14 protein-coding genes are annotated in these 14,208 nt (G+C 40.5%); 11 read left to right on the top strand and 3 right to left on the bottom strand.

Features of this window, described 5'->3' with window-relative positions; genetic code table 11:
- Positions 1–7: 7 nt before the first annotated feature.
- From larE to PQO03_RS13020, 3 genes are read right to left on the bottom strand one after another with little or no spacing between them, the layout of a single operon-like run.
- A complete protein-coding gene (gene larE / locus PQO03_RS13010) occupies positions 8–805 on the bottom strand; it encodes an ATP-dependent sacrificial sulfur transferase LarE (RefSeq protein WP_274153625.1) in 798 nt (265 codons plus the stop codon).
- Positions 798–2,111: a tRNA (N(6)-L-threonylcarbamoyladenosine(37)-C(2))-methylthiotransferase MtaB gene (gene mtaB / locus PQO03_RS13015; RefSeq protein WP_274153626.1), complete on the bottom strand. Its 1,314-nt coding sequence runs from the start codon at positions 2,109–2,111 to the stop codon at positions 798–800. Before mtaB ends, larE begins: the two co-directional genes overlap by 8 nt.
- Positions 2,108–3,583, bottom strand: a complete 1,476-nt coding sequence (locus PQO03_RS13020; protein WP_274153627.1) for a leucyl aminopeptidase — start codon at positions 3,581–3,583, stop codon at positions 2,108–2,110. Before PQO03_RS13020 ends, mtaB begins: the two co-directional genes overlap by 4 nt.
- 284 nt (positions 3,584–3,867) lie before the next feature.
- On the opposite strand from PQO03_RS13020, the gene PQO03_RS13025 reads away from it, so the two are divergent.
- The 11 genes from PQO03_RS13025 to PQO03_RS13075 are packed head-to-tail and all read left to right on the top strand — an operon-like array spanning position 3,868 to position 13,857.
- Complete coding sequence (locus PQO03_RS13025) at positions 3,868–4,542, top strand: HAD family hydrolase (RefSeq protein ID WP_274153628.1); 675 nt, start codon at positions 3,868–3,870, stop codon at positions 4,540–4,542.
- A complete protein-coding gene (locus tag PQO03_RS13030) occupies positions 4,535–5,938 on the top strand; it encodes an aspartate kinase (RefSeq protein WP_274153629.1) in 1,404 nt (467 codons plus the stop codon). Before PQO03_RS13025 ends, PQO03_RS13030 begins: the two co-directional genes overlap by 8 nt.
- A 2-nt stretch (positions 5,939–5,940) precedes the next feature.
- Entirely contained in the window at positions 5,941–7,308 is a 1,368-nt protein-coding gene (gene hemG / locus PQO03_RS13035; RefSeq protein ID WP_274153630.1) for a protoporphyrinogen oxidase, read from the top strand.
- On the top strand, positions 7,301–8,110 hold the full coding sequence (gene ccsA / locus PQO03_RS13040) for a cytochrome c biogenesis protein CcsA (protein WP_274153631.1): 810 nt from the start codon (positions 7,301–7,303) through the stop codon (positions 8,108–8,110). Before hemG ends, ccsA begins: the two co-directional genes overlap by 8 nt.
- Positions 8,107–9,351, top strand: coding sequence for a glutamyl-tRNA reductase (gene hemA / locus PQO03_RS13045; protein WP_274153632.1), 1,245 nt, complete (start codon positions 8,107–8,109; stop codon positions 9,349–9,351). The genes ccsA and hemA overlap by 4 nt, the downstream gene beginning before the upstream one ends.
- A gap of 3 nt (positions 9,352–9,354) precedes the next feature.
- On the top strand, positions 9,355–10,290 hold the full coding sequence (gene hemC, locus PQO03_RS13050) for a hydroxymethylbilane synthase (protein ID WP_420792879.1): 936 nt from the start codon (positions 9,355–9,357) through the stop codon (positions 10,288–10,290).
- A 15-nt stretch (positions 10,291–10,305) separates the two neighbouring features.
- Positions 10,306–11,238 (top strand): NAD(P)-dependent oxidoreductase, encoded by a 933-nt coding sequence (locus tag PQO03_RS13055; protein ID WP_274153634.1) that lies wholly within the window; start codon positions 10,306–10,308, stop codon positions 11,236–11,238.
- Positions 11,239–11,296: 58 nt separating this feature from the next.
- Positions 11,297–11,944: a MotA/TolQ/ExbB proton channel family protein gene (locus tag PQO03_RS13060; protein ID WP_274153635.1), complete on the top strand. Its 648-nt coding sequence runs from the start codon at positions 11,297–11,299 to the stop codon at positions 11,942–11,944.
- Positions 11,944–12,411: an ExbD/TolR family protein gene (locus tag PQO03_RS13065; RefSeq protein ID WP_274153636.1), complete on the top strand. Its 468-nt coding sequence runs from the start codon at positions 11,944–11,946 to the stop codon at positions 12,409–12,411. The genes PQO03_RS13060 and PQO03_RS13065 overlap by 1 nt, the downstream gene beginning before the upstream one ends.
- Positions 12,404–13,183 carry a hypothetical protein gene (locus tag PQO03_RS13070; RefSeq protein ID WP_274153637.1) on the top strand — a complete coding sequence of 260 codons (780 nt, stop codon included), beginning with the start codon at positions 12,404–12,406 and terminating at the stop codon, positions 13,181–13,183. Before PQO03_RS13065 ends, PQO03_RS13070 begins: the two co-directional genes overlap by 8 nt.
- 59 nt (positions 13,184–13,242) lie before the next feature.
- Positions 13,243–13,857, top strand: a complete 615-nt coding sequence (locus tag PQO03_RS13075) for a flagellar basal body-associated FliL family protein (RefSeq protein WP_274153638.1) — start codon at positions 13,243–13,245, stop codon at positions 13,855–13,857.
- Positions 13,858–14,208: the final 351 nt, after the last annotated feature.

Genomic DNA, 14,208 nt, shown 5'->3' on the forward strand with positions numbered 1-14,208 from the left:
GTCCTAGTTAATGGGTTGATCCAGTCCGGTAACCGGCTAGATCTAAAGTGATGTGACGATAGCCAACTTTTTTGAGCTGACTTAAAATTTGTTGACGAAATTCTTTGTCAAAAAAACGATCAAGCGCTTCTTCTTCAACTTCAATTCGTATGAGCTCACCATGATGGCGGGCGCGGTATTGATGAAATTTGTATTTCTTGAGTATTTCTTCAGCCATCTCGATTTGAGAGAGTTTTTGAATGGTAACTTTTTCTCCTTGCGGTAAGCGAGAGGCTAAGCAAGCAAATGATGCGCGGGACGCTGTCGGCAAGTTTCTTTCTTTGGAGAGTTCGCGAATTTCCTCTTTACTAAGGATCTGCAATGGCGCAATAACTGAATATTCCTCAGCAGCTTGGGCGCCAGGTCTATGATCACTAAGGTCGTCAAGAATAGCCCCGTATGCCATGGTTTTTATATTATTTTCATGTGCATATTGAGACATTTCAGAGAAGAGTTCTGATTTACAGTAATAACAACGATTACCCGAGTTGGCTTGGTATTCGGCTTTGTCTATTTCATGGGTATAGAGAACCGTGAGTCGCCAGTTTTTCTCAGAGGCCAATGCTTGGGCTTCTTTTAATTCCGACCGAGGGATGGAAGGAGAGTCGGCAATAATGAGCTCAACGCTTTCTTTTGGCATGAACTCGTAGGCTAAAGCTGCGAGTAAGCTTGAGTCCACACCACCGGAATAAGCAATGGCAAGGCTATCGAGTTCTTGCAGTTCTTGTTTGACTTGAAGGAGTTTGTCAGAGAGGGACTTATTCATCTACTAATTCAGCCATTGCGAAGTCCGCAACTGTATGAGTGATTTTTACACGTCGAATATGACGACTTAAATTCCCAGAGTATTCAACTGAGACACGGATGAAGTTCTCGGTATATCCAGTCCATAATCCATCATGGCCTGATTCAAAGAGCACGTCAAATTCACGGCCGATATACTCGCTGTAGAACTTAAGACGTTTTCTTTCACTAATGGCTCTGAGTACTGAAGAACGATGAGATTTCTCTTTTGGGGAAACTTTCTCTTCCATTTTTACTGCAGGAGTTCCATCGCGTTCAGAAAAAGTGAAGACGTGGAAATAGTTCACGGGTGATTTGATCAGGAAGTCACAGGTTTCTTCAAATTCTGCATCGCCTTCGCCGCACATGCCAACCATGACATCAGTGCCAATACATAAGTCAGGGACACGTTCAGAGGCTTTTTTGATAAAGTCGAGAAAGTCTTGACGTTCGTAACGCCTTTTCATGATTTTGAGGATTTTATCAGATCCACTCTGTAGAGGGATGTGAAGATAAGGGACTAAGGCGTGATTGGGGTCAGCCATATAATCAAAGATTTTTTCTGGAATAGTGGTGGGCTCGATTGAGCTAATACGAATTCTTTCAATACCTTCTAGTTCATTAAGTTGATCAATGACATCGAGAAAAGTTCGTCCCTGTGATTCATAGGTGGCAACGTTGACACCAGTAATGACAATTTCACGAAATCCTTGAGCAATAAGTACGCGAGCTTCTTCCAAAAGGTTATCCATTTCTCTTGAGCGAGAGCGTCCTCTTGCCATTGGTATGATACAGAAAGTGCACATGAAGTCACAGCCATCTTGGATCTTTAGATTGGCGCGTGTTTTTGAATCTGATTGGCCCATGGTGTCAATAGTGAAATCTTCTTTGACAATTCGATCTCTAATGATTAAAGGTTTTTCATTTTTACCCATACTGACGTAATCGAGTACCGACATTTTATCTTGATTGCCAATGATTAGGTCAACGCCTTCAATTTCCGAAAGAGTTTTATAGCCCATTTGCGAATAACAACCGACCACGGCAACAAAAGCATCCGGATTCCTACGGATGTAGGAGCGAATGACATTGCGACAATCTGAGTCAGCACGTGCCGTTACGGTACATGTATTGACGATGGCAAGGTTGGAGTCTGTTTTGAAATCAACGATTTCAAAACCTTGCTCTTTAAGACCTTGCTCCATGACGGATGATTCTGATTGGTTGAGACGGCACCCGAGGGTGTATACGCTAGCTTTTTTTGTATCTAAATTTGGTTTTTGGGTCATTCTGCAATATTCATGAGCCATTTGGCGAGGAGTCGAGTTCCGAAGCCACTGGCGAGTTTTTCGTTAATGTATGTGCAACCTTTCATTCCCCATGCAGTGCCTGCGATGTCGAGGTGAGCCCAGCGAGTATCGCCAGCAAAGTTGGAAAGGAAGCCAGCAGCAGTGATTGTGCCTGCATACGGAGGGCCGATGTTGCAAAGATCAGCATCAGTGCCGTGTAGGAGCTTTTTATAATCGTCGTTTAGAGGTAGGGGCCACAAGCGTTCATGCACTTGTGATCCTGCTTCAATGAGGTCCTTTTGGAGCTCGTCATCTTCACTGATGATAGCCGACATTTCATGGCCTAAAGCCACGATGCATGCGCCGGTTAGAGTAGCTACATCAATCATGATGTCTGGCTTATATGTTTCGGCGGTATAGGCCATGGCATCGCAAAGGAGTAGTCGACCTTCAGCGTCTGTATTGTAGATCTCGATAGTTTTACCATTATAAGCAGTGACGATATCGCCTGGCTTAGTAGCTTTGCCATTGATAAGGTTTTCTGAACTTGGTACAACGCAAATGACGTTGATGGCGGCGTTACATTCACAGATCGCTTTGAAAGCACCAAGGACAGCGGCTGCACCGCACATATCGTACTTCATCTCTTGCATGCCTTTGCCTGGCTTAAGGCTAATACCGCCAGAATCAAAAGTTACGCCTTTGCCTACAATAGCGACAGTTTTAGTCGCGCTCGGGTGAGTGTGCTTGAGAATGATGAGTTGTGCTTCTTCGTCTGAGCCAGCCGAAACTGATAAGAGTGCACCCATGCCGAGTTTTCCCATTTCGGCTTCGCCGAGGACTTCGATTTCTGAATCAGTCTCTTTTGCAAGATTACGCGCTTTATCAGCAAGGATTTTTGGTGTGAGGGCATTGCCTGGAGCATTGCCTAAGTCGCGAGCGTAGTTAGCGCATTCAGTAAAAATTTGTGCGCGATTCGCTTTGCCTTGTTCGATAGTGATGTCTTTACTAGCGCAAAGGTGAACGCAGAGGTTGTCTACTTTGACGGTTTCAGATTTTTTAGTTTTGAAAGCATCATACTCATATTGGCCGAGGTTGAGGGCTGCAACAAAATGTCTAGTTTGAAGTTCTGGGACATGGCCCAGTTCAAGTAAGAGGTGGTGCTTCTTGTACTTCTGAAGAAGGCTCACGGCTTTACCAGTTGCGCTACGGAATTTATGACTGAGGTCACCCTCTTTTTTGCCAAGACCCAAAATGAGGATGCCGCGATAAGCACTCATAGGAGTAGGGAGATAAAACATGTCTTTGCCGCAAATGTTGCCGCGCTCATGGATTAAGTTCAGAGATGTTTGGTCTTCTAAAGCAATTAAGGAACTATTTATAGCGCCGTCTAACTCGCCTTCCCATGCAGGGATAATTAAGCAGTCAACTTCAGGTTCGATTTCGCAGTTTGTAATAAAATGTATGTCCATAAGTGCGTTCCAAAATAGTGGTTAAAATTTCAAAAATAAGCGGTAATATGTGTTGCTAGACTTGATTTGTAAAGTTTTCTCAAAATTAAAGCTGTGTTTTTCCTTTTGAATCTCTCTGTAAAATCTTATTTGTCAATGACTTTTGATTTTTTGAGTATTCTCTAGGCTTGGTTTGAGATGCAAGTGAATCAACATATACTTATTCGACTTTAAGTATTTGGTAATTAAGGCATATTAGTTTTTTGCCAATTTTCATCAAGTAATCAAGCGAAAACAGAACTTTTATGAAGCGAATTAAACATATATTTTGGGACTGGAATGGGACATTGCTCAATGATGTCGATCTTTGTGTCCATGTAACGGGAGAGTTTCTACGTGAACGCCATGGCAAGTTAATGGATCGTGAAACGTATTTAAGGGAATTTGGTTTTCCAGTCATTGATTTTTATAAAAAAATTGGAATTGATTTACGCGATGCTGATTATGGGCAAATGGCCTTGGATTGGATTGGAGCATATAATCAATCATTTGGAGACTTTGCGGAACTTCATCAAGGAGTAGGCGAAGTACTCTTAGCTTTAAATGACTTGGGTTATAAACAGTCGATTTTATCGGCATGCGAAAAAGATTTACTTGGCACCTTGGTGAAAAAGTTTAAGCTGTGGGATCATTTTGATTCAGTCCATGGAGTCGAAGACTTTAAGGCACACGGGAAAGTCGATTTAGCCATTTCTGCAGTGAAATTAAGTAATTTGAAGGCCGATGAGTGTATGCTGATCGGCGATACTAAGCACGACTATGAAGTCGCTCAAGAAGCGGGTATGCAATGCTTGTTGATTGGAGGGGGTCACCAAAATATTGAGCGCTTGAAGTCGACGGGTTGTGAGGTTCTTGGCGATATAAGCCAAGTTCTCGAAAAATTTAAAAATATATTAAGTAAGGACTCATCTAATGTCTAAACATACAGTTGAAAAAATTGGTGGTACTTCTATGTCTCGCTTTGGTGAGATTGTGGATAATGTCATTTTAGGGAATCGCAAAGAAGACGAAATCTATAATCGTGTATTTGTCGTAAGTGCTTATGGTGGGATTACCAACGCATTGCTTGAGCATAAAAAGACCGGTGAGTCAGGTGTGTATCAGTACTTTAAAGATGGAGATCAAAAGTGGGAAGGCGCTTTAGATAAAGTTACTGCACAAATGAAAGAAGTGAACACCGAAATGGTGGCTGCGGGCTTAGATTTGAAAGCTGCAAATGAGTATGTAGATCAGCGTGTGGAAGGGATTCGCAACTGTCTAAAAGATATATGCCGCATCTGTTCCTATGGTCATTTCCACTTAAATGAGTTCTTGATGGCGGCAAGAGAACTTCTCAGTTCTGTAGGTGAGGCTCACTCCGCATGGAATTCAGTAAATATCCTCAATAATCGCAAGATAAACGCTTTGCTTATTGATTTGACCGGATGGAAAGATAATGAGGCCAAGCCTTTTGCCGAGAAGATTGAGCTCGAATTTGCTGGTGTGGATTATGCGAATAATATTTGTATTGCAACTGGTTACACAAAGTGTAAAGAAGGCTTGATGCATACTTTTGATCGTGGTTACAGTGAAATTACTTTTTCAAAAATTGCCTGTATTACTGGTGCACGTGAAGGTGTGATTCATAAAGAATTTCACTTGTCGTCAGGTGATCCAAATTTAATGGGTCTTGATAAAGTAGAGATCATTGGGCGTACAAACTTTGACGTAGCGGATCAATTAGCTGATTTAGGAATGGAAGCTATCCATCCCAAAGCTTCGAAAGAAATGGAGAATTTAGATATTCCAATTCGCGTGACGAATGCTTTTGAGCCAGAGCATCCAGGGACTTTGATTGACAAGAGTTTTCGCAGTGAGTTTCCGAGAGTGGAGATGGTTACTGGGCGTGATGATATATTAGCTATTGAAGTCCATGATCCCGATATGGTGGGTGAAAGCGGCTATGATTACAGAATAATGGAACTCTTTGCTAATCATAAGGTTAGTTATATAGCAAAGAATACGAACGCTAATACAATCACACATTTCTTGCCTGAGAAAGATGTGAAAGAGCAGTTTGTCTTGGATTTAAAAACCAATTTTAAAGGCGCAGAAGTCAGTCTGAAGGAAGTCGCTATTGTATCGGCGATTGGAAGTAATATGAATAAGCCAGGTTTTCTTTCACGTTCCGCCGAAGATTTAGCGCAAAGCCAAATCAATATTCTTGCGGTTAATCAGTGCATGCGTCAAGTTAATATGCAGTTTGTCATTGATCGTCAAGATTATGAAAAAGCACTAAAAGCCTTGCACAAGGGCCTCGTAGAAGAAGAGCAATAAGCATGTCGCAATTGACTCGTAAAGTAGCGGTAGTGGGAGCGGGACTTAGTGGTCTTGCTACTGCGTATTTCTTAGGGAAACAATTAAGTGATGTCGAAATCACTGTCTTTGAAGAAGAGGCTGTGCCAGGTGGGAAAATTCTTAGTGACCAAAAAGCGGAATTCCCCCATGAAAAAGGACCCAATGGCTTTCTTTCGAGTCGTCGTGAGATTTTTGAGCTCTGTGAAGAGCTTGAGCTAGATATTCTTTTTGCTAATGAAGATGCAGCAAAGCGTTATCTATGGATGGATGGAGAACTAAAAAGAATTCCAGAAGGACCCGTCTCAATGATGACCTGGGGTGAATTGAGCCTCAAGACTAAGTTAAGCCTCTTCGGGGATATTCTGAAAAAACCTCGAGCAGCAGATGATGAAAGCTTATATGATTTTGTTAGTCAGCAGTTTAGTGAAGAATTTGCAATGAAAATTGCCGATCCCTTCGTGGCAGGAGTCTTTGCCGCGGATCCAAAAAAACTTTCTATGAGATCCGCCTTCCCCGCAGTCTTTGATGCTCAGCGTTCCCATGGTTCAGTTATCAAAGGAATGAAAGCCGCTTATAAAAGCAAGATAGAGCAAGGTTTAGCACCAGCGAAACGCAAACGCGGTCGTTTATGCAGTCTACGTGGCGGGATGAAATCCTTGCCGAAAGCTTTGTCGGAACGTGTAAAAGTACGTTACAATACAGAAGTAACGACATTGAATGTTGAGGATGAAACACCAGTCTTATGCTTTGACGGCCAACAACATGAGTTTGATGCAGTTGTGTTTGCGACTCCCGCAGATAGGACAAGTGAAATGATGGCAGCTACGATGCCTGGGCTAGCAGAGAATTTGGTCAATGTTCCTTACACAGCCGTAGGAGTGGCGGTTTGCGGCTTTCGCGAAACATTAGATATACCAAGAGGTTTTGGTTTTTTAGTGCCGAGTCATGAAAAATCAAGGGTCCTAGGGGTGTTGTTTTCTTCGCAGATTTTCCCAGATAATCACGGTGAAGGAACTACATTTAGAGTGATGTATGGCGGTGCTCGTGAGCCTGGTTTACTCGACTTGGATAAAGATGAATTACAGGCGATTATTGCATCAGAACTTAAAGAAAAGTTAGGTGTGACAGTTCCTATGGATTTCTTTCAAACGATTCCGTGGAAGAAAGCAATTCCGATGTATGAATTAGGTCACTACAAAAAAGTGGAATATATTGAAAATGCTCTACGCGAAAAATCAATTTTTATTACTGGGACATCACTGTATGGTGTGTCCATGAATGACTGTATAGTTTCGGGGCAAAATTGTGCTGAACAAGTCAAGAATTATTTGAGATCAAAATATGACTAATATACTTTTCTTTAGTGTGTACGCACTATTTATGCTCTCTGTCACGGGTTTTTGTACTCATGCCTTAAAGAGAGATAAAAAAAGCTTTATCTTTGGGACTTTGAGTTCGCTCTTGGGTTTCTTGGGTTTGACGGGACTTTTAATTCAACAAGTTTTTACATCAGGAATGGATAACCTTTTATTGACAAATTGGTTGATGGCGGTGATTTATTATTACACGGCTTATAAGACTAAGAATCGTTTGTTGGGGACAGCATTTATGCCAATTGTGCTCGTCTTGATGACTTTTGTTGTGTTTAATGATGGTACTAGTTTATTGACGAAGACTTCTTATGATGGGCAGTTTTTCCTCTTTATGCACCAGGCTTTACTGATTGCGGCCTTCGCAATTTTCTTTTTTACTTTTGCGCAGAGTGTCACCTACTTAATAAAATTAAGAGCATTGAAGAATCATAAAGAAATGGCTTTAGATCAAGAACTTCCTTCTTTGGACCGTTTGCAGCAAGTTTTTAGTGTATCCTTTAATCGAGGATGGTCAGCCATGACTGTAGGTATAGCTTTTGCGGTGATTTATTACTTTAAGAAAGATTCTGAAGGTTTTAATGAGCTTAAGGTGATATGGGGTACCGTTTTGTGGGTGATTTATACCGCGCTTTTTGCATTGTATAATACTAAAAAAATGAACTCTCGAGATTTAGCTCGTGCAGTCACCGTTTTGTTTATTGCCTTTATTATTTTTTATGGTTGCATAAGTACCTTTGCACCAAGAGCACATGTTCAAAATGTTGAGGTAGTCAAATGACGCTGCCTTTTATTTCTATTATTGGTTTAAATCATAAGAGCGCCCCTGTAGAGTTACGTGAAAGGCTGGCTTTTGGTGCCGATAAATTAAAAGAGATCTTAAGCTATTGCTGTGATAGCCTTAGTGAATTTGTATTGATTTCTACCTGTAATCGAACCGAGTTTATTTTTAATGGTGAACAAGCGGTTTTAGAAAAATACCTCATGGAAGTGGGTTCATTTAAAGAGAGTGATTTTGAGGATTTCTTTTATCGCTATAATGATTACGAAGCCTTAGATCATCTTTTTCGAGTTGCTTCAGGTTTAGATTCTCTCGTTGTCGGCGAAGTGCAGATTTTAGGGCAAGTTAAGAGTGCGTTTGAATTGAGCTTTGAGCAGAATTATGCGACGGCCAATTTTGCACATATTTATCAACAAATGCTAAAATGTGCTCGCCAAGTTCGTCGCGATACAGATATCGGTAAGGGCTCTGTATCGGTAGCATCGATTGCGGTGCAGTTATCAAAAAATATTTTTGATCATTTATCAGGAAAAAAAGTTCTTTTGATTGGTGCAGGAGAAATGTGTGAATTAGCAGGGGTTCATTTTTTTGATGCAGGCGTTGATCAAATTATGGTAGCTAATCGAAATGTTGAGCGTGCTGAAACCTTGGCAAAGAAATTTAAGGGCAAAGCATTTGGCTTAGATCAGTTAGAGGACGCTGTGTGGGGAGCCGATATCATATTGTCTTCCACAGGTTCACCCGATTACATTTTAGAAAAAGATTTAATCAAGGGTGTGATGTCAAAACGTCGTGAACCAATGTTTTTAATTGATATTGCAGTTCCGCGAGATATTGATCCAAAGATTAATGATTTGACGGATGTTTTTGTCTATAATATTGATGACCTCAATAAGATTGCGGAAGAAAACCGCAAGAAACGCGGTCGTGCCTTTGGCCGTGCAGAAGAGATTGTAGAAGGGAAGTTACGAGAGTTTAAAGAGGAGCAGGCACTTTCCTCAGTGGGCCCTTTAATTAATTCTTTCCGTGAGCGTCTACATGGAATTAAAGATGAGGAGCAGGCTAAGCTTTTTCGAAAATTGAATCATTTGAGCGATTCTGATAAAGAGGCTATTAATAAAAGTTTACATCAAATTGTGAACAAATTACTTCATGATCCAATTATCACTCTAAGGGATGAAGTAAAGCGAGATGACCCATCACGCTTAGTGAAAGTATTTAAAGATTTATTTAATTTATAAGATTTGGAGTCCGAATTGAAATTGAGAATTGCAACACGTGGATCACAGCTAGCTTTATGGCAAGCTGAGCATGTAAAAAGTCGTTTATTAGAAATGGATCCCAGCTTGGAAATTGAGCTAAAAATAATCAAGACTCAGGGAGATATTATCCTGGATGTATCTTTAGCGAAAATTGGTGGCAAAGGTCTCTTTGTGAAAGAGATTGAGCAGGCAATGATGGACGGTGAAGCTGATTTAGCTGTGCATTCCATGAAAGATGTTCCTGCAGAGTTACCAGAAGGGCTTATTTTACAGGCGATTTTAGAGCGTGAAGATCCTAGAGATGCATTTGTTTCAAATAAATATAAAAGTTTAGAAGAACTTCCCGATGGTGCGGTAGTAGGAACGAGCTCATTGCGAAGGGGTAGTCAGCTTTATAGACAATATCCTGTGAAAACGGCGCTCTTACGCGGCAACGTCAACACTCGTTTAGCAAAGCTAGATGATGGACAGTATGATGCCATTATTTTGGCAGCAGCGGGGCTCATTCGTTTAGATTTTGGCGACAGAATAGCCTCGAGTCTAGATCCAGATAAATTCATTCCTAGTCCAGGTCAGGGGGCGGTAGGTGTTGAATGCAGAGAAGACGATGAGCAAGTTTGTGCATTGTTAGCCAAGCTAAATCATCAAGAGACTTCCTCGCGAGTAAGAGTTGAGAGAGAATTTAATTTAGCCATTGGTGGATCTTGTCAGGTGCCAGCAGGTTGTTATGCAACAATTGAAGGTGATAAGTATCAACTACGAGCCTTTGTTTCTTCCCCTGATGGTAAAGAGTATTATCGTGAAGATATGTCCGGTGAGCTTAAAAACTTAGAGGGAAGTGGTACGGAAATCGCGAACAAATTAATTGCACGAGGCGCAGCCGTCATTATTAATGATTTGCTAGGAAAAGATATTTAATCAATGAGATGAGTGATGAAACTACTCGTTAATTTATATAGCACGGTTCATTCATTCTCTGGACAAGCTGAGCATTTTCAAGAAATCTTCAGCCTTTTTGGCGAAGATCAATGTGTGTTTGCTCGGAGCAATGAAGAATTCTTAGAGCATTTACCTCAAGCAGAATGCCTTATTTGTTGGAGTTTTTCTACTGACTTATATGACTTGGCAAAGAACTTGACGCTAGTGGTGACGCCAGCCGCGGGTCGTGATTGGATTGAACAAGATCCTCGTCAGCAAGTCCAGGTCGAGTTTTCGAGTTTTCATGGGCCGATGATTGCTGAATCCTTTTTAGGCATGCTCACGTATTTCAATAATCAGTTCCCCAAGCAAGTAGTCTTCCAAAAAAGACAGCTCTGGAACCGCAATGCCTGTGAAGGTCGTCGCCTACTTAGAAATCAAAGTTTAATGATTCTTGGCTGCGGTAATATTGGCCTTCACTGTGGTGAATTAGCCACAAGAATTGGAATGCGGGTTTGTGGTGCCAATCGTCTAGGAGTGGGAGAAGGTAACTTTCCTTGCCTACCTTTGAATGAGGCCATGAAAGATTTACGAAGTTATGATCATGTGCTTTCTTTATTGCCGGGAAGTGAAGAGAATGAAAAAATCTTAGGAGATGAGTTTTTTAAGGTCATGAAAAGCGGGGCAAATTTTTATAATTTTGGTCGCGGTACAGTACTTGATGAAGATGAATTAATTCATTATTTAGATGAGTGCCCAACTGCATTTGCGGGTTTAGATGTGGCTTTTGAAGAGCCTGCTCCCTTATCTTCGGATTTGTATACGCATGAGCAAGTTTTACTGACTCCGCATAACTCTTGTACCTATAAAGAATATTTAGATCTCTTTATAGTAGAATTTAAAAGTCGTTTTGAACTCGGGCATTTCCCCTCTCTGGTGGCAAAGTAGATTGAAAAGCCTAGTCACGAGGTTAAACTTTGTAAGCATAAATTTTGGGATACTATAAATGATAGATTTTGTTTTAAATTTAACTAAGCAGGGCGGACCATTTGTCTGGCTCATCATGGTCTTGGCACTTATAATTGTTGTACTTGCGGTGGAGCGTTTTTACTATTTTCACAGTACCGATATTGATCGTACCGATTTTATGCAGGGTATCTGCTCTAATTTAAAGAAAGGCAATGTCATAGAATGCGTAAGTCATTGTGACGATACACCTGGAGCGATATCTCAAATTATTCGTGTGGCAATACTTCATAGAAAAGATGAGCCAGTGATTTTGGAAGGCGCAATTCAAGAAGTGGCAAGGAATGAGCAGTTTTTATTGGAAAAACGAATGGATGTATTAGCGACTTTTGCTCAAGGCTGTGGTGTGTTAGGGCTCTTGGGTACGGTAGCAAAACTCATTGAAGCTTTTCGCCAAATCGGTCAAGAAGGTAGTTTTGTGAATTTAAGTAATTTAGCACCTTATGTGGGCGGAGCCTTGGTGGCAGCTGCAACTGGTATGACGGTGTCTTTTGTTGCCTACATGATTTATAATATTTATTTATCCCGCATCCGTTCAATCTTACGGGATATGGAAAAGACTGCTTACGAAATGATGTATTTCATTCGTAGCGGGGAATTTATTAGCGATGATCGCGAGCTCAATTAATGCGCTTTGAGACCAAGCTTGAATATAGAAGTAAGCCTGTTTCGACAATGGGTTTATTGAGTGTGTTTAGCTTGATTCTGTTTTGTTTTCTAGTTTCGACTTCATTGGATTTTCAGCAGGGACTTAAAGCAACAATGCCACAATCGAGTAGCTCAGGGTTGGTGGCAACAGATAAACTTGCCGTTGTTATCGTTGATCATGAGGGGAAGTATTTGCCTTATTTTAATAATAAGCCGGTCTCTTGGGACCGCTTAGAAGAGGAGCTGGTAGAGGTCGTACAAGAGAAGACTTTAACGACAGAAAAGAATGGTCATTCAGTTCAGCGTCGTCCAGTATTATCCTTAAAAGCGGATAAAGCGGTACCTTATGAATATGTGATCACAGTCCTAGATATAGTTCGCCATATGAATATAGAGGTGAATTTGGTGACCAGTCCTTTGAGCGAAGAAGTTCAAAAGAGTGAGTAATCCAATAAATTCTTTTAAGATACTGGGTTTTAGTGCATTGGTTTTAGTGCTATTTATAAGTCCTATTTTCTTCTTTGATTTTCAAGAATCCCTTGAGCCATCTACTATGGATAAGAATTTTGAAGATGAAAAAACATTTATGGTTTCGCCAGGTGAACTTGGTATTGAAGAATTAGATGAAGATCCTCGTATTATATACATGCCAGATCACACAGAAGGTTTCTCAACATGGATGAAGCAAGAAATTGATTTACCATCACTTGAGCTACCGAATATGGAAATTGATGAAGCTGAATTTTATTTAGAAGAGGATTTTCCACTTCCTCAAAATTCGCTGAGCTTAAATCTAGAGGCTCAGATTCGTGCGGATTGGCCTCTACCTGAATTAGAAGATGATTTGCCAGAGCTAGAACTAAAAAAAGGCTTAGGGGACTTGTTGATTTTTCTTGATGAAGAGCCAGTTGAAAATACCTACTACGACGACGAATCGCTTAAGTTATTATTTGAGAATCTCGAGGGGAAAGATATAAAGCAAGTTTCTATGTTGCGTGTTGTTGTAGAAAATGATGAGATGCAAGTAGATTTAGTTCACAGTTGCGGCGTCAGGGAATTAGAGAATGATTTTTCGAGACGACTACTAAAGGAATTTTATAAGGATAAAATCTTAAGTTCAATAACACATAAAAGGGGACAAAGAGGAGTGGAACGATCAGGATTTTATTTGATCGAATGGCGATTCTCTTTTTCCCGTTTAAAAAACGAGGGATTATGAAGGCAAATGATTGTTTTTATATGATCTTCAATTACATTGGGTAAAAATTACGGTTATCTATGACAAAAACACTTTTTAAAATATTTTTTATTTTCTTCATTACTAGCGCAGCCTTTGCACAAGATGTAAATCCAGAGATGACTTTTGATGATTCTGGGTACATCGATGACTTAGCAGGTGAACATGCTCCGGATATGGGAGTGCAAGTTGAAGCACCAGAATTAAGTGAGCTAAGAGCAGTTAAAAAAATCCCAAAGAAAAAGAAAGTCTTTAATCTAGGCGAAGCACAATCTTTCCAAGGAAAAACGTATAGCACTGGTGGAGGCATGTCCACATTGACTATTTTAGCAATAGTTGCAGCAGTACTTCTAGTTATTATTGGTGGACTAGCTTATTTCTTTATGGTCAGAAAACCCAAGTTCAAAGTAGAAGAAACACTCGAAGACTTTGATAAAGATGTTGTTCATAAAGATGATCAAGTACAGCCTCTGCCAGCAAAGGTAGCAGACCCAAGCTCTACAGTGGTTTATTCTAAACCTTCACTCGGTTCTGATCTAGCAGCAGCTACGCGAATTGATGATATGGGACGAAATCCATCAGGTATTATTGTTGACGAAGATAAGTACTTCGCAGGATCAGAAGAGTTTGTCGACGAGGACTTGGCTTCTCAGTAATTCTTCATATGAAATTTCTAAAAACGCGAAGCAGCTATTGCTTCGCGTTTTTTTTGGTTTGCCCAGCAAAGCTGTAAAACCTGCTTGGTTGGAAACTGACACTAGAGGAACCATAGAGACCTTACTATAAGCTAGCTAAGTCAGATCTATATGACCTAGTTTTGATTACTTGAATTTTACTATTTTAATTATTTTTCAAAAAAGTTTAAAAGTCGCGACAGATTAGTCTTTTTGCCTTCGTATTTAATATATAGACTTTACTGAGGAGTATGAAGAGAGCGTGACACGTGGAATTTGTTTATGTTCGTTTCTCTTAGAGGATTATGAAGCCCATGTCGCAAGACATGGGCT

This window comes from Lentisphaera profundi, assembly GCF_028728065.1.
Classification (GTDB): domain Bacteria; phylum Verrucomicrobiota; class Lentisphaeria; order Lentisphaerales; family Lentisphaeraceae; genus Lentisphaera; species Lentisphaera profundi.

Bases quoted from the DNA above. Each gene is read 5' to 3' on its own strand.
- PQO03_RS13030 (WP_274153629.1), top strand. From the start codon at position 4,535: ATGTCTAAACATACAGTTGAAAAAATTGGTGGTACTTCTATGTCTCGC.
- PQO03_RS13055 (WP_274153634.1), top strand. From the start codon at position 10,306: ATGAAACTACTCGTTAATTTATATAGCACGGTTCATTCATTCTCTGGA.
- larE (WP_274153625.1), bottom strand. From the start codon at position 805: ATGAATAAGTCCCTCTCTGACAAACTCCTTCAAGTCAAACAAGAACTG.
- PQO03_RS13065 (WP_274153636.1), top strand. From the start codon at position 11,944: ATGCGCTTTGAGACCAAGCTTGAATATAGAAGTAAGCCTGTTTCGACA.
- PQO03_RS13020 (WP_274153627.1), bottom strand. From the start codon at position 3,583: ATGGACATACATTTTATTACAAACTGCGAAATCGAACCTGAAGTTGAC.
- ccsA (WP_274153631.1), top strand. From the start codon at position 7,301: ATGACTAATATACTTTTCTTTAGTGTGTACGCACTATTTATGCTCTCT.
- hemA (WP_274153632.1), top strand. From the start codon at position 8,107: ATGACGCTGCCTTTTATTTCTATTATTGGTTTAAATCATAAGAGCGCC.
- hemG (WP_274153630.1), top strand. From the start codon at position 5,941: ATGTCGCAATTGACTCGTAAAGTAGCGGTAGTGGGAGCGGGACTTAGT.
- PQO03_RS13060 (WP_274153635.1), top strand. From the start codon at position 11,297: ATGATAGATTTTGTTTTAAATTTAACTAAGCAGGGCGGACCATTTGTC.
- PQO03_RS13075 (WP_274153638.1), top strand. From the start codon at position 13,243: ATGACAAAAACACTTTTTAAAATATTTTTTATTTTCTTCATTACTAGC.
- mtaB (WP_274153626.1), bottom strand. From the start codon at position 2,111: ATGACCCAAAAACCAAATTTAGATACAAAAAAAGCTAGCGTATACACC.
- PQO03_RS13025 (WP_274153628.1), top strand. From the start codon at position 3,868: ATGAAGCGAATTAAACATATATTTTGGGACTGGAATGGGACATTGCTC.